Raw genomic sequence first — 23326 nt, forward strand, 5'->3', positions numbered from 1 at the left:
GCCGCCTAGATGCGGTTTCCTTACAAAGATAAAAACGACCTTTCGAGCTGAAAACCATGTCCCAACCGTCGTCGCAACACCAGTTTGTCGAGAATCACACGGTCGATTACGTTCCACCTGCCGAGCGCCACGGGAAGGCGCGCGACCTGTTCACCCTCTGGTTCAGTACCAACATTGCGCCACTGCCCATCGTCACCGGTGCCATGGTGGTCCAGGTGTTCCACCTGAACCTGTTGTGGGGGTTGATAGCCATCGTCCTGGGCCATCTGGTCGGGGGCGTGGTCATCGCCCTGGCCTCTGCGCAGGGGCCGCAGCTGGGCATTCCACAAATGGTGCAAAGCCGTGGCCAGTTCGGCCGTTACGGTGCCTTGCTGATCGTGTTCTTCACCGCGCTGATCTATGTCGGCTTCTTTATTTCCAACATTGTCCTGGCAGGCAAGACCATCCACGGCATCGCCCCGAGCGTGCCGATGCCTGGCGCGATCGTGATAGGCGCCCTGAGCGCTACTGCCATCGGCGTGATCGGCTATCGTTTCATCCACATTCTCAACCGCATCGGTACCTGGGTGATGGGTTCGGCTTTGCTGGCCGGTTTCATCATGATGTTCATCCAGGACCTGCCGGCAGACTTCTTCAGCCGCGGCGCATTCAACCTGTCGGGCTTTATCGCCACCGTGTCGCTGGGCACCATCTGGCAGATCAGCTTCTCGCCGTACACGTCAGACTATTCGCGCTATCTGCCGCGTGAAGTGGGCATTGCCAAACCGTTCTGGGCTACCTACCTGGGCGCCACCCTGGGCACCATCCTGTGCTTCAGCTTTGGTGCAGTGGCCGTGTTGTGCGTCCCGCAAGGCACCGACGCAATGGACGCGGTGAAGCAGGCTACCGGCTGGCTGGGCCCGATCCTGATGGTGCTGTTCCTGCTCAACATCATCAGCCACAACGCCCTCAACCTGTATGGCGCGGTGCTGTCGATCGTGACCGCAATCCAGACCTTCATGGCCGAGTGGACGCCGAGCGTCAAGGTACGGGTGATCCTGGCCTCGGTCATTCTGGTGGGCTGCGGGATGGTGGCACTGAATGCCTCGGCGGACTTCATCGGCCAGTTCATCGGCCTGATCCTGGCGCTGCTGCTGGTGCTGGTGCCGTGGGCTTCGATCAACCTGATCGATTTCTACCTGATCAAGAAGGGCCAGTACGACATCGCCTCGATCTTCAGTGCAGACGGCGGTATCTATGGCCGCTTCAACCACCACGCGATCATTGCCTATGCCTGCGGCATCCTGGTGCAGCTGCCGTTTGCCAATACTTCGCTGTATGTGGGGCCGTACTCGAACATTGTCGAAGGGGCTGACCTGTCGTGGCTGTTCGGCTTGCTGGTGACCGTGCCGCTGTATTACTGCCTGGCCACACGCGGGAAGGCGGTTAACAGTGCGCGGGTTATCAGCGTCAACGACTGACAACTGCAACGGGGGCTGCAAAGCAGCCCCGACTATGGCCGCTTGGTCGATTTCCGCGCTTTGCTGGGTCAGGCATGCCCGCGCCCGTCATGCTGCCTGCGATACGCCCCCGGCTGCACCCCCACTGCCTTGGCGAATGCCCGGGTGAATGCGGCCACCGACTGATACCCCACCTGCGCGCCCACCTGCTCAACGGTATGCCCCGCCTGCAGCAACTGGCTGGCATGGCGCATGCGCAGCGCCAGCAGCACTTGTCCCGGTGACTGCCCGGCCAGCTCGCTGAAACGCTTGAAAAAAGCCGACCGTGACAACCCGGTGCAAGCGGCCATGTTCTCCAGGGTCCAGGTTTGCCCCGGTTGCTCGATCAATTGCTCAAGCAATCCGGCAAATGCCGGCTGGCGGGCGAGGGCGACCAGCCCGCCCAGCGATTGCCCTGCGTGCACCTGCTGGCGCAGCACGTACAGGAACAACAAGTGCGTCAGCCGTTCCAGTAGCATCTGTGATGGCCCAGCATCTCGCCGGCATTCTTCCAGGATCAGCCCGAACAGCGCCCGCGCTGCGCTGCCGCTGGGATCTTCAGCGCGTAACAAGATCCAGTCAGCGAGACCCTCGACAATCAGCGAGCAGAGGCCCGACTGAAAATGGAAGAAGCCGCAGACCAAGCCAACGCCGTCGGCGGCCTGGCTATCCAGCGCCTGCATGGCCTGGCGCGGCTGGGAACAGGCGTCGACCGGGTCCTGATCGCTGGACAAGCGATAGGCCAGGTCGCGCAGCAGGAACACGGCATCACCTTTCTCCAGGCGAATGGCCTGCGGCTGGCCGTCAATGTGCAGCCAGCAATGGCCTTGCACCACCAGATGAAAGCTGGCCCGGCCCATGCCTTGGGTACTGGCATGCCAGCCGCCGCAATAGCGGCCTACATGAAACAGGCTGGCATCGAGCTCCAGGCTTTCTAATAACCAATCGACAAGCGGGCTGGACGAAATCATCTAATGCAAAGACTCAGGAGCAAGGAAAGGCGACTGACGAATATGGAGGGTAGTTCTTATAACCAACAGACTGTAGTGACACTCATCAAAGGAGATCACTGCATGTCCGCGCGCATTACTTTACACACGCTGCAGAGCGCCCCGGAAGCGGCACGGCCGTTCCTTGAGAACGCGCAGAAGAATTCCGGCTTCATCCCCAACCTGCTTGGTGTGCTGGCCAACGCCCCGGCGGCGCTTGAAACCTACGTGACCGTTTCGGCACTCAATGGCAAGTCTGAGCTTGGCCTGGCCGAGCGTGAAGTGGTGCAACTGATCGCGGCCACCCAGCATGGCTGCGACTTTTGCGTGGCCGGCCATACGGCCGTTGCGCTGAACAAGGCCAAGCTGCCGCAGGAGGTGGTCGATGCTCTGCGTGCCCGTGGCGAACTCCCGAACGCCCGCTACGAAACCCTGGCCGCCTTTGCCCGCGAAGTGATCGCCACCCGTGGCAATGTCAGCGAAGCCACCTACCAGGCTTTCCGTGAGGCCGGCTTCAGTGAAGGCAACGCCTTGGAGGTGATTCTGGGTGTAAGCCTCGCAACCCTGTGCAACTTTGCTAATGTTTTCGCCCAGACGCCACTCAACGAAGAGCTTGGCAAATACCGCTGGCAGCCTTCTGTGTAGCCCACCTGTGATAATGGCCATTACCAGGCCGTTGTAGGAGCGGCCTTGTGCCGCGAACGGGCCGCAGAGCGGCCCCGGCGTTATCAAAGGAGCAAGACCATGCAAGATTGTGCATTTCGACACTGGCTGGATGCCAATGCCGAGGCCATCGACCGGGGCCTGTGCGAACCGCAGCAGGTGCTGGCGCAGATCGCAGAATCGCAGCTGCTGCGCACGGGGGTCGACCCAGCGCTGGGCGGTACGGGCGGGCAGGTGACCGACGCGGTCGAGGCCATCGCCGCCATTGCCAGCCGCTCATTGGCCGCGGCTTTCGTCTGCTGGGGCCAGCGTGCCTTCATCGAATACCTGCTGCACAGCCCCAACCAGCCCCTGCGTGAGCGCCTGCTGCCGCGGCTGTTGACCGGTGAATTGGCCGGTGCCACCGGGCTGTCCAACGCCATGAAGTTCCTGTCCGGTATCGAAGCGCTGCAGGTGCGTGGCCGCCCGGCAGCCGATGGCTGGCACCTGGAAGGGCGACTGCACTGGGTGACCAACTTGCGTAAAAGCGGCTTCGTGGTGGCGGCGGCCATCGAGGATGAAGGCGGCGGCGCGCCGTTTGTGCTGGCCATTCCTTCCGACGCTCAAGGCCTTGAGCGCTCTGATGATCTACAACTGATGGGCCTGCAGTCCAGCAACACGGCAGCATTGGCTTTTCACCAGGTGCCGCTGGCGCGCGACTGGCTGCTGCATGAAAATGCACGCGAATTCCTGCCACGGGTACGCCCGGCATTCCTGGCGCTGCAATGTGGCATGGCCATTGGCCTGGCGCGACGAGCGCTGGAAGAGGTTCAGGCGCACCTGCATGGCCGAGCCTCGTTCCTCGACGAAGCCCGTCAGGTGCTTAGCGAACGCCTGGAAAACACCGTCTGCGAACTCAAGCAGGGCTTGCTCGAAGGTCGCTTCCAGCAGCAGCCGGCGGCCTTGTTCAAGCTGCGCATCATCCTGGCTGAAAGTGCTGCCGACGCGGTACAACTGGAATTGCAGGCCAGTGGCGGCAAGGCTTACCTCTGCGAATACGGCGAAGGGTTTGCCCGCCGTTGGCGGGAGTCGGCCTTCGTGCCGATCGTCACGCCCAGCCTGGTGCAATTGCGCGCCGAACTGCAACGCCAAGCAGGCGTTGCATGAGCGCGGTATTGCTGGAGGCCCGTGACATTCGCTTGGGCTACCCGCGTGAGAGTGGTTGGCAGCAGGTGCTGGCGCAGTTCGACCTGCAGCTGGCGCCAGGTGAAGTCGTGAGCATCCTTGGCCCCAGTGGTGTGGGCAAGTCCAGCTTGCTGCGGGTGCTGGCAGGCTTGCAGCAGCCTGGCGGCGGCAGCGTGAGCTTGCACGGCCAGCCACTGCAGGGGCCGCACCCGCGTCTGGCGGTGGCCTTTCAGGACCCCAGCCTGCTGCCATGGCTGAGCCTGGAGAAAAACGTCGCCTTCGGCCTGGACTTCGCCCGTCAGCCCAAGCTGGCGGATGCCGAACGCCGTGCACGCATCGACCATGCGATTGCGGCGGTGGGCCTGGCCCACGCGCGTGGCCAGTACCCGGCGCAGTTGTCTGGCGGCATGGCCCAGCGCACCGCGCTGGCCCGCTGCCTGGCACGCCAGCCCGAAGTCTTGCTGCTGGATGAACCCTTCGGTGCGTTGGATGAGGTGACCCGCGCCGACATGCAGCAGCTGCTGCTGCAACTGATCGCCACGCACAAGACCGCGGCCGTGCTGATTACTCACGATATCGACGAAGCCCTGCTGCTGTCAGACCGGGTTCTGCTACTGGGCAACCACCCAGCGCACATCCTCGGCCAGTGGCACATTGACCTGCCGCAACCACGGACGCAGCGGGTCGAAGAACTTGGCGCCTTGCGTATCGAAATCCTCAAAACCCTTCGGCGGGCAAGCCGCACAGTCGAACCTACCCCAACCTCGTTGCCCTCGGAGGCTGTCCATGTGCATGGATGACTGCTGTTCCTCTTCTTCGCGTCGTGACTTTCTCAAGCTCGGCGCCATGCTCACTGCTGCCGGTGCATTGCCGTTGCTGTCGAGCTTGCAGGCGCGTGCCGCTGCCGAGCCGGACGCGCCGGTGCGCATCGGCTACCTGCCGATCACCGATGCCACGCCGCTGCTGGTGGCACATAACAACGGCCTGTTCGAGGCCGAAGGCATCAAGGCCGAGCGCCCGGTGCTGCTGCGCAGCTGGGCGCAGGTGATCGAGGCATTCATCTCCGGCCAGGTCAATGTCATTCACCTGCTTTCGCCGATGACGGTATGGGCGCGCTATGGCAGCAAGGTGCCAGCCAAGGTGGTGGCCTGGAACCACGTGGGCGGTTCGGGCCTGACTGTTGCGCCGGATATATCCGACGTGAAACAGCTTGGTGGCAAGACAGTGGCCATTCCGTTCTGGTACTCGATCCACAATGTGGTACTGCAACAGTTGCTCAACGACAACGGCCTGACGCCCGTGTCGAAGCCGGCCAATGCGCAACTGGCCGCCAACGAGGTCAACCTGCTGGTGCTGCCACCGTCCGACATGCCACCCGCTCTGGCCAGCAAGCGCATTGCCGGCTACATCGTTGCCGAGCCGTTCAACGCACTGGCCGAGAACCTCAAGGTGGGCCGCGTGCAGCGCTTTACCGGCGATGTATGGCGCAACCATGCGTGCTGCGTGGTGTTCATGCACGAGCATGACCTGAATAACCGCCCGGAGTGGTCGCAGAAAGTGGTCAACGCCATCGTCAAGGCCCAGCAATGGACCCGTGACCATCGCACCGAAGCCGCCGCACTGCTGTCCAGGGCGGGCCCCAACAAGTACACCCCGCACGAGCCTGCGGTGCTGACCAAGGTCCTGGCGCCCGTCGCCGAAGACCGTGCTGGCTACATTGCCAGTGGCGCCATTCGCCATCAGCAGTGGGACGAAAAACGCATCGACTTCCAGCCATACCCGTTCCCGAGTTACACCGAAGAGCTGGTCAGGCGCCTGAAAACCACCCTGATCGAAGGCGACAATGCGTTTCTTGCCGGGCTGGATCCGGCGTATGCCGCCCGCGACCTGGTCGACGATCGCTTCGTGCGTAATGCCATCGCGACAGTGGGTGGCCCGTCGGTGTTCGGCATTGCCGACAACTTCGAGCGTAGCGAGGAGTTTGCGGTCTGATGCGCACGCATGTCGTACATGCCGGCCTTGGGCTGGTCGGGTTGCTGGCCTTGTTGCTGTTATGGTGGGTCGGTGTGGCAATGTTCGGCCAGGCCGACGGCCTGTCGGCGCGCTTTTCGCCGGCGGCAACCTTGGCCAGCCTGGTCGAGCTGCTGGGGCAGGGCGAGGTCTATGGGCATATCTGGGTCAGCCTCAAGCGCATCCTGATTGGGCTGCTGCTGGCGCTGCTGATGGGCGTGCCGCTGGGCTTGCTGGTAGGCAGCTACCGGCACCTGGAGGCAGCGACCACGCCGGCATTTCAGTTTCTGCGCATGATATCGCCATTGTCGTGGATGCCTGTGGTGGTGATGCTGATGGGCGTGGGTGACCAGCCGATCTACTTCCTGCTGGCGTTTGCCGCGTTGTGGCCGATCTTGCTGAACACGGCGGCTGGGGTGCGCCAACTGGACCCGCGCTGGCTGCAACTGAGCCGCAGCTTGAGTGCCACGCGCTGGGAAACCTTGTGCAAGGTGATTGTGCCGGGGGTGATCGGTCACGTGCTGACGGGGGTGCGCCTGGCCATCGGTATTCTGTGGATTGTGCTGGTGCCGTGCGAAATGCTTGGGGTGAGTGCGGGGCTTGGGTATTTCATTCTTGATACCCGTGACCGGCTGGCGTATTCCGAACTGATGGCCATGGTGCTGCTGATTGGCGTGCTGGGGTTTGTGCTGGATGCCCTGGCGCGTGGGCTGCATCGGCGCTGGGTGCATGGCTGAAAGGCCAATGGGGCTTCTTCGCGGGCTCGCCCGCTCCCACAGGTACATCACCGGCCTTGGGCCTTACGGTATTCCTGTGGGAGCGGGCAAGCCCGCGAACAGGCCTTTGGATCAATGCACGTTCTTGCGCTGGCGCACACATTCCTGGGCTTGAGCGGTCAGCTCATCCAGCCGCTCATCGCGCATCTGCTCCGCTTCGATCATCGCATCCTCACCCTGCTGGTTAAGCAGATAGGTGTGAATCTGCAGCACTTCAGCCGTCTGATAAATCGGCGCAATGTCCAGGCGCCCGATCAGCGCACCACTGGGGTGGCCGGTACTGCTCATCAGCACCTGCGGGCCGTTGGCGGCCACCACTTGCATGCCCATCGCCTCGAACCACGGCACCTGGTTGGCAAAGGCGTTCAGCTCTACGCAGGCATGGCGTGAGCGCAGGTCGCCCAGCAGAGCACGGGCGATGCCCTGGCGGCGATGGCTGGCGCACACGGCCAGAAAGGCCAATGCACAGGCCTGCCCATCGTCCTGGGCTGGCAGCGACAGCGCAAAGCCCAGCAACTGGTCCGGTGCTTCGGCATCCAGCGCCAGGGTAAGCGCCACGGCCAGACCGCGGGTGCCGTCCAGCGCTTGCAGGTACTGGTGGACTTCCATGCCGACGCCGTACTGGTACAGCGGGTACAGCGGGTTGTCGACGGCGATGGCGACACTGCTCAAATCGCCGACATTGTGAATGACCAGCTCGCGGATCTGGTTCTGGAAAGATTCGGGCGGCACGCTGTCGAGGCGGCTCAGGATGAACATCTGGGGGCTCCGGCGGATGAGAATACGACCCGCGCTGTGTTGGCGCGGGTTGTACAGTCTAACCGTTTTTGCCGTATCAGCCGTGTGCCTGTAAGGCACCGAGCATCAGGTCGAGGTTCTGCACGGCAGCACCAGAGGCACCTTTGCCCAGGTTGTCGAACACCGCCGTGAGCAGTACCTGGCCATGCTCGGGGTTGGCGTACAGCGCCAGGCGCAGGTCATTGCTGTCGTTCAATGCCTCGGGGTCGAGGTTTGCCGCAGCGCCGCTCTGATGCAGAGGCATCACCTGAACATGGCGGGCACCCTGGTAATGCTGTTCCAGGCAGGCTTGCAAATGCTCGGCGCTGACCTGTCCAGGCAGCAGGCGAAGCTGCAGCGGAATGCTCAGCACGATGCCTTGGCGGTAGGCGCCATAGCCGGGCATGAACATCGGCCGCGCCGACAACCCCGCGTGCTGCTGGATCTCCGGTACGTGCTTGTGCGCCAGCTCCAGGCCATACAGCTGTAGCGCCGGCGCTTTGGCGGCGCCGGGCTGTTCGTGCCGCTCGACCGCCGCGCGACCACCGCCGGAGTAGCCAGACACGGCGTGGATGTTCAGGGGGTAGTCCGCAGGCAGCAAGCCAGCCTTGACCAGTGGGTGCAGCAGCGCGATGGCGCCGGTGGGATAGCAGCCGGGATTGCTGACACGCGTGCTTTGCGCGATGCGCTCGGCTTGCTGTTCGTCAAGCTCCGGCAGGCCATATACCCAGCCTGGTGCGGTGCGGTGCGCCGAGCTGGCGTCGATCACCCGCACCTGTGGGTTGTGGATTGCGGCCACGGCCTCGCGGGCGGCGTCGTCGGGCAGGCACAGCAGGGCGATGTCGGCGCTGTTGATCGCTTCGCGGCGGCGTTGCGGGTCCTTGCGCTCGGCCTCGGGGAGGGTCAACAGGCGAAGATCGCTACGGCCCTGCAGGCGGGCATGGATCTGCAGGCCTGTGGTGCCTTGGTCGCCGTCGATGAAAACAACAGGGGTGTGCATGCTCGGGGTCCGGTTGGGGAAAGATAGCCTATGCTCGCCCGTAGCGTTGGTAATGAAAATTTGAATATGATGATCGATACATTCAGGTTTTCTGAATGAGTTTTGAAACGCGTGGTGAACCTGTGGGTTTACCCGCAAAAGGGCCGGCTCTGAACAATGCGCGAAATCAGCCTCGACCGCCTCCGCACATTGGTGGTCATCACCGACCTGGGCTCCTTTGCCGAGGCCGCCCGCCAGCTTAACCTGGCGCCGCCCACCATCAGCTTGCACGTGGCCGAGTTGGAGGCGCGTATCGGCGCCCCGTTGCTCACCCGCACCCGCGGCCAGGTGCGGCCTACCGTCATCGGTGAAACACTGCTGGGGCGTGCCCGACGCCTGCTGGCGGACGCTGACTTGGCGCTGGACGAAGTACGCCGGCAGGTCGAAGGGTTGACCGGGCGTGTGCGGCTGGGCGCCTCCACCGGTGCCATCGCCCATTTGCTGCCGCAGGCGCTGGCGCGCCTGCGTGTGGAGCACCCGGGGATCGATGTGCAGGTTCAGGTGCTGACCTCCCAGGCGTCGCTCGCGCGCTTGCGTGAGGGCACGCTGGATATCGGCCTTGTGGCCTTGCCGCAGGTGGCCGGCAAAGGGCTGACGGTTACCCCCTGGCGGCGCGACCCGATCCTGGCGTATGTGCCGGCCGACTGGCAGCCACCGGCCAGGATCACCCCGGCCTGGCTGGCGCAACGGGCGTTGATTCTCAACGACAGCACCACCCAGCTGTCGCGGGTTACCGGCGAGTGGTTTGCAGCGGCTGGGTTGTACCCCGAACCGCGGATCGAGCTGAACTACAACGATGCGATCAAAAGCCTGGTCGGCGCCGGGTACGGGGCGACCTTGTTGCCGCAGGAGGGGGAGGCGACCGAACTGGACCGGCGCATTGCCCGCCGACCGCTGCGGCCGGGGTTGTGGCGGCAGCTGGGTATTGCGTGTCGGGAAGGGCAGGTGGAGCGGGCCACGGGGTATGTGCTGGAGGCGCTGGAGCGGTTGCTGTAGGGGCGATTGCGCTGCGGCAAGACCTGCGGCAGGTACGCACGTTCCAGCCCCGACGCCTTGCCAAACTCAGAACCAGCGATCGTTCTTCTTGCGCCCACGGGTCAGTGCCGGCAGGATCAGCCCCGCCAGCAAGCCTGCACCGGCAATGCTGCCGCCATACACCATGTAGCGCATCATCACCTGCTTGTTCTCATCCCCCAGGCGGGCCTGGGTATCGCGCAGGTCCGACTGGCTCTGATCGAGCTGCTCGTTCAGTGCCTTGTTGCGTGCCTCCAACTCGTCAATCAGCTGCTTGCGCGAATCAAGCGTTTCCTGCATGCCCTGTACGCGGTTCTTCCAGCTGTCGTCGATGGTCTTCAACTGCCCGGTCAGTTCGGCGACCTGGGCATCGAGCAATGGCAGGCGCTCGTTCTGCCCGGGCACTGTCTGCAGGTCGTTGCTGAGGATCCACACCACATCGCCGTTCTGCCCGCGCACCTGGCTGTAATTGCCCTGGCTGCCGAGCAGGGTCAGCTTCTGCCCGGACTTGAGCGTGCCGACAATGCGGTGCCCGTCGGTCGGGCCGCTGCGCACGTAGGTGCTCAGGCTGTCACTGACCCAGCGTGCGTCGCTGGCAGGCTCTTCGGCGTGCACGGGTGCGACAAGACTCACCAAGGCGGCAATCAGGCCGATGCGCAGGGCAGGGAGGGCGGAAGCATTTGGGCGGGAATCGGGCATGTTAAGTCTTCGCTGAAACAGGACAAAAAGTAGGCCCGGTGACTGGGCCGATGAACCGGTCGGTGAGTTGACCGTCAGCGAAAGACCGTTTTTTTGTCAGCAGGTTCATTACCTGATGTCGGAAATGTCTGCAGAACCGGTACGTCGGGGCTATGAGGCTAGACTCAAGGCTCACCTTCGATCTTGGAGCAAGACCATGACTGCCAAGAACACCATCTGCCTGTGGTACGACCACGATGCCGAAGAGGCGGCGAACTTCTACGCCCGAACTTTCCCCGATAGCCGGGTTGTCGCTGTGCACCAGGCACCCGCCGATTACCCTTCAGGCAAGCAGGGCGATGTGATCACCGTGGAATTCACGGTAATGGGTATCCCTTGCGTGGGGCTCAATGGCGGCTCGGCCTTCAAGCACTGTGAGGCGTTTTCGTTCCAGGTCAGTACCGCGGACCAGGCAGAGACCGACCGCTTGTGGGATGCCATTGTCGGCAACGACGGCGAGGCCAGCGTTTGCGGCTGGTGCAAGGACAAATGGGGGATTTCGTGGCAGATCACTCCACGCATCCTCATCGAAGCCATCGGCCACCCCGACCGTGCGGCGGCCAAGCGTGCGTTCGAGGCCATGATGCAGATGGGCAAGATCGATGTGGCCAAGATAGCGGCGGCGTTGAAAGGTTGAAGCAGATCCATGTTTCAGCAGGCGCGGTCTCGCATCGCGAACGGGCTGCGTGGCAGCCCGTGGTTTTCGGGTTGGCGCCGTCAGTTGCTGGTTACTTCGGCCTCTGCCGCTGTCTTGGCCGATGCCTTCTTCTCCTGCACCACAATGTAGAACTCCTCCCCATGCTTCACCGCCCCATACAGTACGGCCTTCTCGATCAGCTCGTTGCCGCGCAGGTGGCGCAGCATCATCGGGTCCTTGCGCAGGTCGCGGTACAGCGCCAGGCATAGCAGCACCATCACCACCACGAATGGCAAGGCCACGACGATGGTCAGGTTCTGCAGCCCGGTCAGCGCCTCGCCAGGGTTGCCTGGGTCGCCGATCGCCAGCATGATCGCCGCCACCGTACCGGTCAGCGTCCCCCAGAAAATCACTGTGCGTCGCGATGGCGCGGTGGTGCCGTGTTCCGACAGCGTGCCCATCACCAGCGAGGCGGCGTCGGCACCCGAAACGAAAAAGATGCCCACCAGGATCATCACCAGCACCGAGGTTGCCGAGGCCAGCGGGTAGCTGTCCAGCAACTGGTACAGCGCGTGATTACTGTTGACCGCACCGTTGGCCAGCTGGAAGGCGCCCTCGCGCACGGCCTCGATGGCGGCGCCACCGAAGATGGTGAACCACACCAGGCTGACCAGGCTTGGCACCAGCAGCACCCCGGTAACGAACTGTCGAATGGTGCGACCGCGGCTGATGCGGGCGATGAACATGCCCACGAAAGGCGTCCAGGAGATCCACCAGGCCCAGTAAAACACGGTCCAGCCGGCCAGCCAGCTGTTCATCTGCTCGCCGCCGCTGGCGTTGGTGCGGGCCATCATTTCCGGCAGCATCTTGATGTAGATGCCGAGCGAGGTCGGCAACAGATTGAGCATCAGCAGCGTCGGCCCGACCATGAACACGAACACCGCCAGCACCAGGGCCAGCACCATGTTGGTGTTGGACAGCCACTGGATACCCTTGCCGATGCCCGACACCGCCGAGGTCACGAAGGCAATGGTCAGCAGGGTGATGATCGAGATGTAGAACAGTTTACCGGGGCTTTCGATCCAGCCGTTGTATTCCAGGCCGCCGGCAATCTGCAGCGCCCCTAGGCCCAGCGAGGCGGCCGAGCCGAACAGCGTGGCGAAGATCGCCATCATGTCGATCAGGCGGCCGAGAGGGCCGTTTGCGTGCTTGCCGATCAGCGGCCGGAAGGCGGCGGAAATCAGCTGCGAGCGGCCACGGCGGAAGGTGCCGTAGGCGATTACCAGGCCGACGATGGCGTACATGGCCCAAGGGTGCAGGGTCCAGTGGAACAAGGTAGTGGCCATTGCCACCTGCATCGCTTCGCTGGTCTGCCCGCTGGCCGAGCCGGGCGGCGGCGATATGTAGTGCGACAGCGGCTCGGCCACGCCGAAGAACATCAGGCCGATGCCCATGCCGGCGCTGAACATCATCGCGACCCAGGACACCGTGCGGAACTCTGGCTGTTCGCCATCGCGGCCCAGCGGCACCCGCCCGTAACGGCTGGCGGCCAGCCACAGCACGAACACCACGAAGAGGGAGGAGGTGAGCACGAAGAACCAGCCGAAATTGAGAATGACCCAGGATTGCGCGCTGGAGGCGCTGCTGGCCAGGCTGGCCTGGTTGAGGAAGCCCCAGAGCACGAAAGCGATGGCCAGGAGGCTGGTGAAACCAAAGACGATCCAGTCAAGCTTGCCCTCGAAATGTCGATCCTGGCGGGCTTCTGCGGTTTTCGAGGGGTCTGTGACGCCAAGATCGAGTGTTTCGGGGATGTGTTCCTTTGCCATGTATGATGAGGCCCCATTTGTGTATTGCCTGGACGCGCAGGCTTGTTGTGTGGGCTGCCGAGCACGATGACGGCCTCGGCGGGGTGGATTGCTGGCGGGATTATCCTGCGCAGCAGATAGCGGCTCATGTCCCCATAACGCCATGGGGCGTCCATTGCGCGACTTGGCAAATACTTTTAGTTCTGGGGGCAATGGCCCTTTCTGCCTCGGCTTCTGGTACCCTGATGGGCATAACCCGGGACCGCACATACGAGCATCGTAGAAGCGCTGCTGCTTGCGGGCCTGGCCGCACCAGGAAACGGAGATTCGTCATAATGGCCACTGACCGTGTGAGCCTGATTCATTTCGATAAATTGAGCATGAGCCCTGCCGCTGCCGATCGGTTCCAGAAAGCCCTCGACGCGCTGGAAGCGCTCAAGCTGCAGGACCGTTACGTGTATCTCATCGCTCCTTATCTGGGTGATATCGCTGACGCCTCCGACGCCGAGCAACTGGCAACAGCCCTGGAGCAGGGCTTGCGCGTGGTCGAAGAGTTGCTGGCAGCCAGGTCGGTAACCAAGGTCAAGGCCGAGGAAGTGCGCCAGGTGTTCCACAGCGCAGGTGAACGTGCGCGGGCAGAACTGCCTGGCTGAGCAGTGGCATGGCCAAAGACATCGACAACCCCTGCGTCTCGTTATGCCAGCTCAACAGCGAACTGTGCGTGAGCTGCGGCCGTACCCGTGACGAAATCCGCAAGTGGCGGGGCATGAAGCGGCCCGAGAAAATGGCCACTGTGCAGCGTGCGGCGACGCGAATGAAGGCTATCGCCAAAAAGGCGGCCAAGCGGCAGAATGCCGGCTGAACCTGCGTGCAATAGACGCAGCCTTTCCTGTTTGTCTGGCGAGCCTGAAAATGGATTCTCACTCGCTGTTCGCGTTTACCCTGGTCGCCGCCATCGCGATCGCCAGCCCCGGCCCTGCCACCTTGATGGCTATCAACAACAGCCTTGCCCATGGCCAGCGCAGCGCGATCTGGTCGTCGCTGGGCAATGGCACGGGTCTGTTCTGTCTGTCGGCAGCGGCCATGCTGGGGCTAGGCGCACTGCTGGCCAGTTCTGAAGTACTGTTCAATGCCGTGAAGATCCTGGGGGCGGGCTATCTGTTCTACCTGGGGGCGCGCCAACTGCTGAAGAAGAGCCCGATGCTGGAGCAGGGTGCCGCAGAGCGTTCAGCCAAGGTGCGGCCCACGCCGCTGAAACTGTTCAAATCGGCCTTTCTCACTGCAGTGACCAACCCGAAGGCGACCATGTTCTTTACTGCACTGTTCCCGCAGTTCATCGACCAAGGGGCTGCGCTGTTGCCGCAGTTCCTGACCTTGACCGGGATTTTCGTGGCCTTGTCGCTCACTTCGCTAAGCGCGTATGCCGCCCTGGCTGCGCGGGCCAAGGGGGTGCTGACCCGGCCGTCGCTGTCGCGCTGGGTGAACCGGGTGGTGGGCACCACCTTTATCGGTTTTGGCGCGGCGATCCTGGCGATGCGACGGCAGGGTGCCTGAAACGCCCAGTTTGTCGCCGGCCGTGCAGGCGCTCACTGTGTGTCCTTCGGCAGATTTATCAACGGGACGATGAAAGGCTCGTCTGCGGGTTGCTGATGGTCCAGACTGTCTACAGCGCGCAGATGATAGCTGCAGGCGACCACGGCAGGTGGCAGCCTTTGGCCACTACGCCGGATCGCCGGGTGTTTCATGTGCCGAGGGTCGTAGATGATCGAGCGTTGCTTCCGCCACGTCTTGCTCCTGATGTGCCTGTCACTGCTGCCCCTGGCTGCAACAGCGGATGATGCATGTCTACGGCTGACCGCCACAGGAAACCCGGAATACCCCCCGTACCTGTGGCGCGACCCGCTGAACCCTCAACGACTGATCGGTGCCAATGCCGACCTGCTCAAATACCTGGGCAAGCAGCTGGGGCTGGACATAGAGGTGGTTTACGCCGGGCCGTGGTCGCGAGCCCAGGAAGAAGTGCGCACCGGGCGGATCGACTTGATGGCCGGGTATTTCCTGACCGAAGCGCGCCGGCAGCATGTGGACTTCATCGCCCCGCCGTTTTTGCGCACGCCCAGCGTCATCTGGGTGCGCCAGGAAAATGCCTTTGCCTACCAGCAATGGGCCGACCTCAAAGGCCGCAAGGGTGGCACTCTGGTCAACAACAGCCACGGCCAACAGTTCGATGAATACGCCCAGGCCAATCTCACCCTCGAAGCGGTGCCCACTGCCAGGCAGGCGTTCGAGAAGCTGATGCTCAAGCGCAGCGATTACGTGGTGTACGAGCAGTATCCTGGCATGGCGCTGGCGCGCACATTGGGCATCGCAGCCACTGTGCAGGTTTTGCAGCCACCCGTGTCCAGCGAAGGGTTGTACCTGGCAATCTCACATGAGTCGCCTTGCAACCGGCCACTGCTGCGTGAGGCGCTGGCGCGGGAGATGGCGAAGATCGTTGGCGGGGCCTTGCCCGAGCAGTGGTTGAAACAGAATCTGGAGCGGTGGCAGTGACAGAGTGGCTCATGCGCTGCGCGGTTTTCGTGGGGGCAGCCTCGCGTCGGTACATGTGCCACTCCAATTCAACGCATATGCAAGATGATTGGGCTGCTGCTGGCCGGGTCGGTATGCCCACGCAACTTGCCTACCGCCTGCGCATCCACCGCACCCCCCTGGTTGCCCCAGGCCGTACGTACAAAGCTGAGCACGTCGGCAATCTCCTGATCACTCAACTGCTCGCGCAAAGCCGGCATGCGATAGGCGTCCGGCACCCCTGCAGCCACCACCCGCTGCGAACCATTGAGCGTGATATTGATTGCCGAGTCGCTCTCCTTGGCCAGTGCCGAGGTCGCCCCGGCCAAGGGCGGCATCCATTCGGCCTGGCCCTTGCCGTCCAGGCCATGGCACGACGCACAGCGTGTCACGTAGGTGCGCGCTCCCGGGCTGTCCAGCCGTGTCGCTAGCGATTCGGCCTGGTATTGCCATGGCGCGCCGTCCCGTTGGGGGTCGCCGGGCAGCGACTTCAGGTAGTGAGCGATGGCAGCCAGGTCGTCATCATGCATGAATTGCGTGGAGTTGTTGAACGCCTCGGTCATCGAACCATATACCACTGCATGCCGGTTGCGCCCGGTCTTCAGGAACTGCGCGATCTCTGCCTCGCTCCAGCGCCCCAGCCCGGTGTTGTGGTCGGCGCGCAGGCTGGGTGCATACCAGCCGTCGAGCAGTGCGCCGGACAGGAACGGCTTGCCGCTGTCATCCAGCGCCTTTTCATTGAAGGCCAGGCCACGTGGCGTATGGCAACTGCCGCAGTGCCCGGGGCCCTGGACGATATAGGCGCCACGGTTCCACTGTGCATCCTGCCCGGCCTTGTCGGTGTAAGGCGTGGTGGTGGCGAACAGGCCGTTCCACAAGGCGATGGGCCAGCGCAGGTTCAGCGGCCAGGGGATGTCGCTGCCCAGGTTGGCCTGCCGCGCCGGTTGCACGCCGTGCATGAAGAACGCATACAGCGCCTTGACATCATCATCGCTGAGCTTGGCGTAGGACGGGTAAGGCATCGCCGGGTACAGCCGTCGGCCACCCGGCGCGACACCCTGGCGCACGGCGCGGTCGAAGTCGGCCAGGGTGTAGTTACCGATGCCGCTGTCGCGGTCGGGGGTAATGTTGGTGGCGTGGATTGCCCCCAGCGGGGTGGCCATTTCCAGTCCGCCGGCGAACGGTTTGCCATCCGGCAGGCTATGGCAGGCCACGCAGTCACTGAGCCGGGCTACGTATTCACCGCGGCTGACCAGCGCCGGGTCGGCAGCAGTGGCCTGTGCGTCGGCAAACGGTGATGCGGGCTCACGGGTGACATACCAGGCCAGCAGGCCCGCCGCGATCAGGCACGGCAGCGCCAGCCAGCCAGCGGTTCTTGCGAAACGATGGGTCATGAGGCGTCCCTTGTGCGATCAGCTGAAGGTGTGGCGGCTCAATGGCAAACTGCGCACGCGCTGGCCGGTGAGCTGCGCGACCGCGTTGGCCACCGCCGGGGCCACGGCGGGCAGCGGTGGTTCGCCGATGCCGCCCATCTTCGCCCCGCTTTCGATGATGCGCACATGCACCCGCGCCATGCGCGAAGGCGGCAGGATCGGGTACAGGTCGTAATTGCGTGCGCGCGGCTTGCCATCCACGTACACCGCTTCTTCCACCAGCGTCTGCGACAGGCCCAGGGCTACGGCGCCGTTGACCTGGTGCTCGATGATCGCCGGGTTGACGATGCTGCCCGGGTCGATGGCTTGCCAGATGTCGTGCACCCTGACCTTGCCGTTGTCGATCGAAACCTCGGCAATGACCGCAGCCTCCGAGCCAAACGGTGAGGCCATGGCCACGCCGCGTGCGCGCTTGCTGCCGTCCTCGGCGGTGAACGGTCCGCGCTTCCAGCCGCCGGACAAGTCGGCCACTGCGTTCAGCAGGTTGGTCAGTCTTGGGTTGTCGCGCAGCAGGTGCAGGCGCAGTTCAAACGGGTCCTTGCCACCTTTGTCCGCCAGTTCGTCCAGGAATGATTCGTAGAAGAAGTCGTTCAGCGAGTTACCTACCGAGCGCCAGTAACCAAGCATGGCCGGACCTTTGACATAGATCTGGGCAATGCGCTTGTTGGCGATGGCGTAGGACTTGCCCGACAGCCCCTCAAGTGCGGTCGGGTCGATCTTCTCCCCTTGTTTTCCAGCAAGGGCCTCGGTTGGGCCCTCGGTGGCGCTGACCGCCTCGAGCGCCACTGGCATACCGTCTGCGTCCAGCCCGGCGCGGAACTTCACCACTGCGACGGGGCGCAGTACATCGCGCAAGAACTCCTCTTCGCGACTCCAGATAAGCTTCACCGGCCGGCCAACTGCTTTGGCCAGGGCAATGGCCTGCGGGTAGGGGTTGGCAGAGTCGTACAGGAAGTGGCGGCCAAAGAAGCCGCCCAGCAGCGGCGAGTGCAGGTTGATTTGTGCAGGCTCCAGGCCGGTGCGTCTGGCAATGTCGTCACGGAACATGTCCGGGGCCTGGTTGGGCAGCCAGACGTCGAGGCTGCCGTCCGGGTTGAAGCGGGCGAGGGCGGACGGTGGCTCCAGCTGGGCATGGTTCAGGTACTGGTTGTGGTAGCTGGCCTCGACCTTGGTCTTGGCGTTGGCCAAGGCGCCGGCAATATCCCCTTCGTTCTCTTCATCACGGGATGGCCCTTGCACCGTCGCGAGGTGTTCGCGCCAGGCGTCGCTGGAAAAATCGGCCGGCATCGGTCGCACTTTGCTGTCGACGGCCGGTTCTTTCCAGTCCACCTGAATCGCCTCCACTGCACGCTTGGCGTGCCACCAGCGCTCGGCGACCACAGCCACGGCGCCTGGCAGCTGATGCACAGAATGTACGCCTTTCATGGCCTTGACCTGGTCTTCGTTGCGCAGGCTGCCAACCGTCATGCCCAGGCGCGGTGCATGCTGCACGGCAGCGTGGAGCATGCCGTCGACCTTGATGTCGATGCAGTACTGGGCCTTGCCGGTGGACTTGTCGTAGGCATCCAGGCGGCGTACGGGCTTTCCAATCCAGCGAAACTGGCTGGGGTCGCGCAGCTTGACGCTGGCCGGGTCGGGCACTGGCAGGTCCATGGCGCGACCGGCCAGCTCACCGTAGGGTACGGAACGTCCGGTCGTGGTATGTACTACGTTACCCGGCGTGGTAGAAAGCTCATCGACCGGTACACCCAGGTGTTCGGCGCCCGCCTGCAGCAGCATGCCCCGGGCGAGCGCGCCCAGGCGGCGCATGGTCGGGTAGCTCATGCGTACCGACATGCTGCCACCGGTGATGCGCATGCCGTTCTCCATCACCACGTAGGCTTCGCCCGGTGGCGCGCTATCGACCACGAAATGGGCCGGGTCGACATCCAGCTCTTCACCCACAATCTGCGCCATGGCGGTGAAAGGGCCTTGTCCGCCTTCCATGAATGGGCTCAGCAGGCGCACCGTGCCGTCCGGGCGAATCTCCAGAAATGCAGGCACCTGGGTGCCGCGTTCAGCCGTTGCCGCAGCGGCGGCTGCTGCCTGCACGCGGGCCGAGCCCATGGGCAGGCCGAAACCTAGCACCAGGGCACCGACTGCGGTGCCGGCAAGAAAGCGCCGACGTGACAGGTTGACCGTTTCGCCCCGCTGCAGCCTGAGCAGTTCGGCGGGTGTATCGACTGGCGTGTTCATCAGGCCTGCTCCCCCTGGGCCAGGTCATGCACGGCGGCATGGATGGCGTTGTAGGTGCCGCATCGGCACAGGTTGACCATGGCTGCATCGATCTGCGCATCGCTGGGTTTGGGCGTGTGCTTGAGCAGCGCCGTGGCTGCCATTACCTGGCCGGACTGACAATAGCCGCATTGAGCCACCTGGTGCTCAACCCAGGCGGCGACCACCCGTTTGCCGACGGGGTCGGCTTCGATCGCCTCGATGGTGGTGACCTCACGCCCCACCACACCGGCCACCGGGGTAACGCAGGCGCGCACCACATTACCGTCCACCAGCACCGAACAGGCGCCGCACTGGGCCAAGCCGCAGCCATACTTGGTGCCGGTCAGCCCCAAGTCATCGCGGATTACCCACAGCAGGGGCGTGTCGGCGTCCGCCTCGACCTGATAGGTCTTCTGGTTGATGCGTAGTTCCATGGTTTCACCTGCCCGTCACGGTTGTTGTCGCTGTGTTTTATCTGCATGGGGAATACGTTGTCCCCCGGTGCAGAAACGCTAGCACAGCAGGATGACCGCTGGTCTGGTGGCGGGGGTGGCTTCAGAGGATCAGGCAAGTAATCCGGCGGAATACGCAAGCCAGCTTCGAAAAATCAAGCCTGCAGTCGGCGTTGAACAGGACTTGCGCAACGAAAACCCGGATAATGCCGGCCAATTTCGTTTTGCACGCTTAAATCACGGTAATCCCGCATGGAAATCAAGGTCAATTTTCTCGACAATCTCCGTCTCGAAGCCAAATTCGATGACTTCACGGTGATCGCCGACCAACCTATCCGCTACAAAGGCGATGGTTCGGCCCCAGGCCCGTTCGACTATTTCCTGGCGTCTTCGGCCTTGTGCGCGGCTTACTTCGTCAAGCTGTACTGCCAGACCCGCGATATTCCCACCGAAAACATCCGCCTGTCGCAGAACAACATCGTCGATCCGGAAAACCGCTACAACCAGATCTTCAAGATCCAGGTCGAACTGCCCGAGGACATCTCCGACAAGGACCGTCAAGGCATCCTGCGCTCCATCGACCGCTGCACGGTAAAAAAGGTGGTGCAGACCGGCCCTGAGTTCGTGATCGAAGTGGTCGACAACCTCGATGCTGATGCCCAGGGGCTGCTGATGCCGGTGTCGGACACCAGCACCTATATCCCCGGCAAGGACCTGCCGCTGGAGCAGACCATTGCCAACATGTCGGGCATCCTCGCCGGGCTGGGGATGAAGATCGAGATCGCCTCGTGGCGCAACATTGTGCCCAACGTCTGGTCGCTGCACGTACGCGATGCGCAGTCACCGATGTGCTTTACCAACGGTAAAGGCGCCACCAAGGAGGCTGCGCTGGCCTCGGCGCTGGGCGAGTTCATCGAGCGCCTCAACTGCAACTTCTTCTACAACGACCAGTTCTGGGGCGAAGACCTGGCCAACGCCCCGTTCGTGCACTACCCGAACGAACAGTGGTTCAAGCCGGGCCCGCGCGACGCGCTGCCGGCCGAGATCCTCGATGAGCACTGCCTGGCGATCTACAACCCTGACGGGGAGCTGCGTGGTTCGCACCTGTATGACACCAACTCGGGTAACACGGCGCGGGGCATCTGTTCGCTGCCGTTCGTGCGCCAGTCCGACCAGCAGGTGGTGTACTTCCCGTCCAACCTGATCGAAAACCTGTTCCTCAGCAATGGCATGAGCGCGGGCAACACCTTGGCTGAGGCGCAGGTGCAGTGCCTGTCGGAAATCTTCGAGCGCGCGGTGAAGCGCGAAATCCTCGAGGGTGAGTTGTGCCTGCCGGACGTGCCGCCAGAGGTGCTGGCCAAATACCCGGCGATCCTCGCTGGCATCCAGGGCCTGGAAGAGCAAGGCTTCCCGGTACTGGTCAAGGATGCGTCGCTGGGGGGCGAGTTCCCGGTCATGTGCGTGACCTTGATGAACCCGCGCACGGGTGGCGTGTTTGCCTCGTTCGGTGCCCACCCGAGCCTGGAAGTGGCGCTGGAGCGCAGCCTCACCGAACTGCTGCAGGGCCGCAGCTTCGAAGGCCTGAACGACCTGCCGCAACCCACCTTCGAAAGCCACGCGCTGACCGAGCCGAACAACTTCGTCGAGCATTTCATCGACTCTAGCGGCGTGGTGTCGTGGCGCTTCTTCAGCGCCAAGGCCGACTTCGAATTCGTCGAGTGGGACTTCTCCGGGCACGGCGAGGACTCCAACCAGCAAGAGGCCGCAACCCTGTTCGGCATCCTCGAAGACCTGGGCAAGGAAGTGTACATGGCGGTGTACGACAACCTTGGTGCCACCGCGTGCCGTATCCTGGTGCCAGGCTACTCGGAAATCTACCCGGTCGAGGACCTGATCTGGGACAACACCAACCGCGCCTTGTCGTTCCGTGCCGACATCCTCAACCTGCACAGCCTCGACAGCCGCTCGCTGAAGCTGCTGCTCAAGCGCCTGGACAACTGCGATGTGGATGACTACACCACCATCACCACGCTGATTGGTGTGGAGTTCGACGAGAACACAGTGTGGGGCCAACTGACCATTCTCGAACTGAAGCTGCTGATCTGCCTCGCGGTGCAGCGTTTCGAGGATGCCAAGGAACTGGTCGAGGCATTCTTGCAGTTCAACGACAACACCGTAGACCGCGGCCTGTTCTACCAGGCGCTGAACGTGGTGCTGGAAGTGCAACTGGATGACGAACTGGAGATGGATGACTACGAAGCCAACTTCCGCCGTATGTTCGGCAATGCGCGCATGGACGCGGTATTGGGCTCGTTGGACGGCAGTGTGCGCTTCCATGGCCTGACCCCGACCAGCATGAAGCTCGAAGGCCTTGATCGCCACCTGCGCCTGATCGACAGCTACAAGAAACTGCACGCGGCCCGGGCCAAGTTCGCCTGACAGGCGCTGCGCCCAATCATCGCCGGCAAGCCAGCGCCACAGGTATTGCACCGCTCTTGAGATTTGTGCCGAACCTGTGGACGCTGGCTTGCCTGCGATAAGTCAGGAGCCGTCCTACAGCCCTTTGATCTGGGCGCCATCCCCATTCTGTCTTGCCGCGTTGCCATCCAGGCGCATAGCGTTCTCTTCCTATCCACTTCAGGTGGTGACTATTCGGGCTTAGCAGGCCCCCCTTCGAAAGCCTCCGCCGGTGGTGGCGCTGCACGGACATTGAAAAGCTTGCAGACACAGTACCAACAGAAGGCGACGGTCAGATTGTAGGGGAACAGCACCGCCCAGAACGGCAATTGCCAGTTCTTTTTGCCCTGCATTTCACCGGGCTCACCGGTTCGCCAAGGGGCGTAGTGGCGCCAGGCTTCTGCCGGGGTCAGGCAGATGGCGTGCAGTGGCTTGTGCCACCAGTTGGGTTCACCGGGCGGGGGGAGTTTGTCCGGGCCGTGGTCCATGAAGTGGCGGAGGTATTCCCACACTTCGGCGACATGCTTGACGCCGGGTTCGGTGGGTTCGTTGCTGTCGACCCAGAGGCAGTCTTTTTGATGCAGGCTGCCGTCTTCGCGGCGGGGGGCGAAGGCGAGGGCATAGCTGGTAGTGAAGGAGGAACCGCCGAATTCTGTGCGACTGAAAAGACCGCCTGCGACTTGGCTCCAGTCAAATATTATGAGTTTTTTGAATCGCTTATAGTAGATTTTCTTTGTGTGTCGATTTAAATATATGTTCGATAAGTTTTTTATGAAAAGTATTCTGTAGGCTAAGAATGGGGTAAAAATAAAGGGAAGTGAGATCAGGATGGCAACGAAAATGTCGCCGCCGTTGATTGAGTAGTCTATATTTTCATTAATGAGATTGTAACATGATAATATCCAGGTGAATAGAAACATGGCAGTGTAGATTTTTCCCATGAATACAGAGTCGGACACCCAAGGGTTGCGCAGGCATAAGTGTGAACTGGTTGTTTGAATAAGTTGTCCGGAAATTTTTGGCTTGAATCCTGAATTGTGGGCTTGATTAAAAAGCCAGATAGTCGCCAT

The 23326-nt window shown here is 62.7% G+C and carries 22 protein-coding genes; 13 read left to right on the top strand and 9 right to left on the bottom strand.

Features of this window, described 5'->3' with window-relative positions; translation table 11 throughout:
• The first annotated feature begins 56 nt into the window (after nucleotides 1-56).
• Entirely contained in the window at nucleotides 57-1460 is a 1404-nt protein-coding gene (locus PRJ_RS11605) for a cytosine permease (protein WP_104961447.1), read from the top strand.
• Nucleotides 1461-1528: 68 nt separating this feature from the next.
• Here PRJ_RS11605 and PRJ_RS11610 read toward each other — a convergent pair whose 3' ends face one another.
• Nucleotides 1529-2449 carry an AraC family transcriptional regulator gene (locus PRJ_RS11610; protein ID WP_104961448.1) on the bottom strand — a complete coding sequence of 307 codons (921 nt, stop codon included), beginning with the start codon at nucleotides 2447-2449 and terminating at the stop codon, nucleotides 1529-1531.
• Between the two features lie 102 nt (nucleotides 2450-2551).
• Between PRJ_RS11610 and PRJ_RS11615 the strand changes: the two genes are divergently transcribed.
• The 5 genes from PRJ_RS11615 (at nucleotide 2552) to PRJ_RS11635 (ending at nucleotide 7041) form a co-directional block, all read left to right on the top strand.
• Entirely contained in the window at nucleotides 2552-3112 is a 561-nt protein-coding gene (locus PRJ_RS11615; RefSeq protein WP_104961449.1) for a carboxymuconolactone decarboxylase family protein, read from the top strand.
• 99 nt (nucleotides 3113-3211) lie between these two features.
• Nucleotides 3212-4276 (top strand): acyl-CoA dehydrogenase family protein, encoded by a 1065-nt coding sequence (locus PRJ_RS11620; protein WP_104961450.1) that lies wholly within the window; start codon nucleotides 3212-3214, stop codon nucleotides 4274-4276.
• The gene (locus PRJ_RS11625) at nucleotides 4273-5094 is read left to right on the top strand and encodes an ABC transporter ATP-binding protein (protein ID WP_104961451.1); all 822 of its coding nucleotides are present in this window, start codon (nucleotides 4273-4275) and stop codon (nucleotides 5092-5094) included. The genes PRJ_RS11620 and PRJ_RS11625 overlap by 4 nt, the downstream gene beginning before the upstream one ends.
• Complete coding sequence (locus PRJ_RS11630; RefSeq protein ID WP_104961452.1) at nucleotides 5081-6286, top strand: ABC transporter substrate-binding protein; 1206 nt, start codon at nucleotides 5081-5083, stop codon at nucleotides 6284-6286. Before PRJ_RS11625 ends, PRJ_RS11630 begins: the two co-directional genes overlap by 14 nt.
• Nucleotides 6286-7041: an ABC transporter permease gene (locus PRJ_RS11635; protein ID WP_104961453.1), complete on the top strand. Its 756-nt coding sequence runs from the start codon at nucleotides 6286-6288 to the stop codon at nucleotides 7039-7041. The genes PRJ_RS11630 and PRJ_RS11635 overlap by 1 nt, the downstream gene beginning before the upstream one ends.
• Before the next feature lie 111 nt (nucleotides 7042-7152).
• Here PRJ_RS11635 and PRJ_RS11640 read toward each other — a convergent pair whose 3' ends face one another.
• Together PRJ_RS11640 and argC are read right to left on the bottom strand one after the other, a co-directional pair.
• Nucleotides 7153-7839 (bottom strand): GNAT family N-acetyltransferase, encoded by a 687-nt coding sequence (locus PRJ_RS11640; protein WP_020190494.1) that lies wholly within the window; start codon nucleotides 7837-7839, stop codon nucleotides 7153-7155.
• 76 nt (nucleotides 7840-7915) lie between these two features.
• Nucleotides 7916-8857, bottom strand: coding sequence for an N-acetyl-gamma-glutamyl-phosphate reductase (gene argC, locus PRJ_RS11645; RefSeq protein ID WP_104961454.1), 942 nt, complete (start codon nucleotides 8855-8857; stop codon nucleotides 7916-7918).
• 156 nt (nucleotides 8858-9013) lie between these two features.
• Here argC and PRJ_RS11650 point away from each other — a divergent pair, with 156 nt between their 5' ends.
• The gene (locus tag PRJ_RS11650) at nucleotides 9014-9892 is read left to right on the top strand and encodes a LysR family transcriptional regulator (RefSeq protein ID WP_003256039.1); all 879 of its coding nucleotides are present in this window, start codon (nucleotides 9014-9016) and stop codon (nucleotides 9890-9892) included.
• 66 nt (nucleotides 9893-9958) lie between these two features.
• On the opposite strand, the gene PRJ_RS11655 is transcribed toward PRJ_RS11650, so the two are convergent.
• Nucleotides 9959-10609, bottom strand: coding sequence for a TIGR04211 family SH3 domain-containing protein (locus PRJ_RS11655; RefSeq protein ID WP_104961455.1), 651 nt, complete (start codon nucleotides 10607-10609; stop codon nucleotides 9959-9961).
• 196 nt (nucleotides 10610-10805) lie between these two features.
• On the opposite strand from PRJ_RS11655, the gene PRJ_RS11660 reads away from it, so the two are divergent.
• Complete coding sequence (locus PRJ_RS11660) at nucleotides 10806-11285, top strand: VOC family protein (protein WP_014590658.1); 480 nt, start codon at nucleotides 10806-10808, stop codon at nucleotides 11283-11285.
• Nucleotides 11286-11365: 80 nt separating this feature from the next.
• Here the strand turns inward: PRJ_RS11660 and PRJ_RS11665 are convergent, their stop codons facing one another.
• Nucleotides 11366-13111: a BCCT family transporter gene (locus PRJ_RS11665; protein ID WP_064492996.1), complete on the bottom strand. Its 1746-nt coding sequence runs from the start codon at nucleotides 13109-13111 to the stop codon at nucleotides 11366-11368.
• A gap of 314 nt (nucleotides 13112-13425) precedes the next feature.
• Here PRJ_RS11665 and PRJ_RS11670 point away from each other — a divergent pair, with 314 nt between their 5' ends.
• From PRJ_RS11670 to PRJ_RS11685, 4 genes are all read left to right on the top strand, one after another.
• Nucleotides 13426-13743 (top strand): hypothetical protein, encoded by a 318-nt coding sequence (locus tag PRJ_RS11670; RefSeq protein WP_003256033.1) that lies wholly within the window; start codon nucleotides 13426-13428, stop codon nucleotides 13741-13743.
• Between the two features lie 8 nt (nucleotides 13744-13751).
• Nucleotides 13752-13952: a DUF1289 domain-containing protein gene (locus PRJ_RS11675; protein WP_010954468.1), complete on the top strand. Its 201-nt coding sequence runs from the start codon at nucleotides 13752-13754 to the stop codon at nucleotides 13950-13952.
• Nucleotides 13953-14002: 50 nt separating this feature from the next.
• Nucleotides 14003-14644, top strand: a complete 642-nt coding sequence (locus PRJ_RS11680; protein WP_010954467.1) for a LysE family translocator — start codon at nucleotides 14003-14005, stop codon at nucleotides 14642-14644.
• A gap of 207 nt (nucleotides 14645-14851) precedes the next feature.
• Entirely contained in the window at nucleotides 14852-15640 is a 789-nt protein-coding gene (locus PRJ_RS11685; protein ID WP_104961456.1) for an ABC transporter substrate-binding protein, read from the top strand.
• Nucleotides 15641-15708: 68 nt separating this feature from the next.
• Here PRJ_RS11685 and PRJ_RS11690 read toward each other — a convergent pair whose 3' ends face one another.
• From PRJ_RS11690 to PRJ_RS11700, 3 genes are read right to left on the bottom strand one after another with little or no spacing between them, the layout of a single operon-like run.
• Nucleotides 15709-17052, bottom strand: coding sequence for a cytochrome c (locus PRJ_RS11690; RefSeq protein WP_104961457.1), 1344 nt, complete (start codon nucleotides 17050-17052; stop codon nucleotides 15709-15711).
• An 18-nt stretch (nucleotides 17053-17070) separates the two neighbouring features.
• Nucleotides 17071-19326 (bottom strand): molybdopterin cofactor-binding domain-containing protein, encoded by a 2256-nt coding sequence (locus tag PRJ_RS11695; protein WP_104961458.1) that lies wholly within the window; start codon nucleotides 19324-19326, stop codon nucleotides 17071-17073.
• Nucleotides 19326-19781 carry a (2Fe-2S)-binding protein gene (locus tag PRJ_RS11700; RefSeq protein WP_003256023.1) on the bottom strand — a complete coding sequence of 152 codons (456 nt, stop codon included), beginning with the start codon at nucleotides 19779-19781 and terminating at the stop codon, nucleotides 19326-19328. The genes PRJ_RS11695 and PRJ_RS11700 overlap by 1 nt, the downstream gene beginning before the upstream one ends.
• 270 nt (nucleotides 19782-20051) lie before the next feature.
• On the opposite strand from PRJ_RS11700, the gene PRJ_RS11705 reads away from it, so the two are divergent.
• Entirely contained in the window at nucleotides 20052-22238 is a 2187-nt protein-coding gene (locus PRJ_RS11705; protein ID WP_104961459.1) for an OsmC domain/YcaO domain-containing protein, read from the top strand.
• A 209-nt stretch (nucleotides 22239-22447) separates the two neighbouring features.
• Here the strand turns inward: PRJ_RS11705 and PRJ_RS29835 are convergent, their stop codons facing one another.
• Nucleotides 22448-23326, bottom strand: coding sequence for a DUF6708 domain-containing protein (locus PRJ_RS29835; RefSeq protein WP_158682560.1), 879 nt, complete (start codon nucleotides 23324-23326; stop codon nucleotides 22448-22450).

Origin of the sequence: Pseudomonas sp. XWY-1, from assembly GCF_002953115.1 — a bacterium.
Classification (GTDB): domain Bacteria; phylum Pseudomonadota; class Gammaproteobacteria; order Pseudomonadales; family Pseudomonadaceae; genus Aquipseudomonas; species Aquipseudomonas alloputida.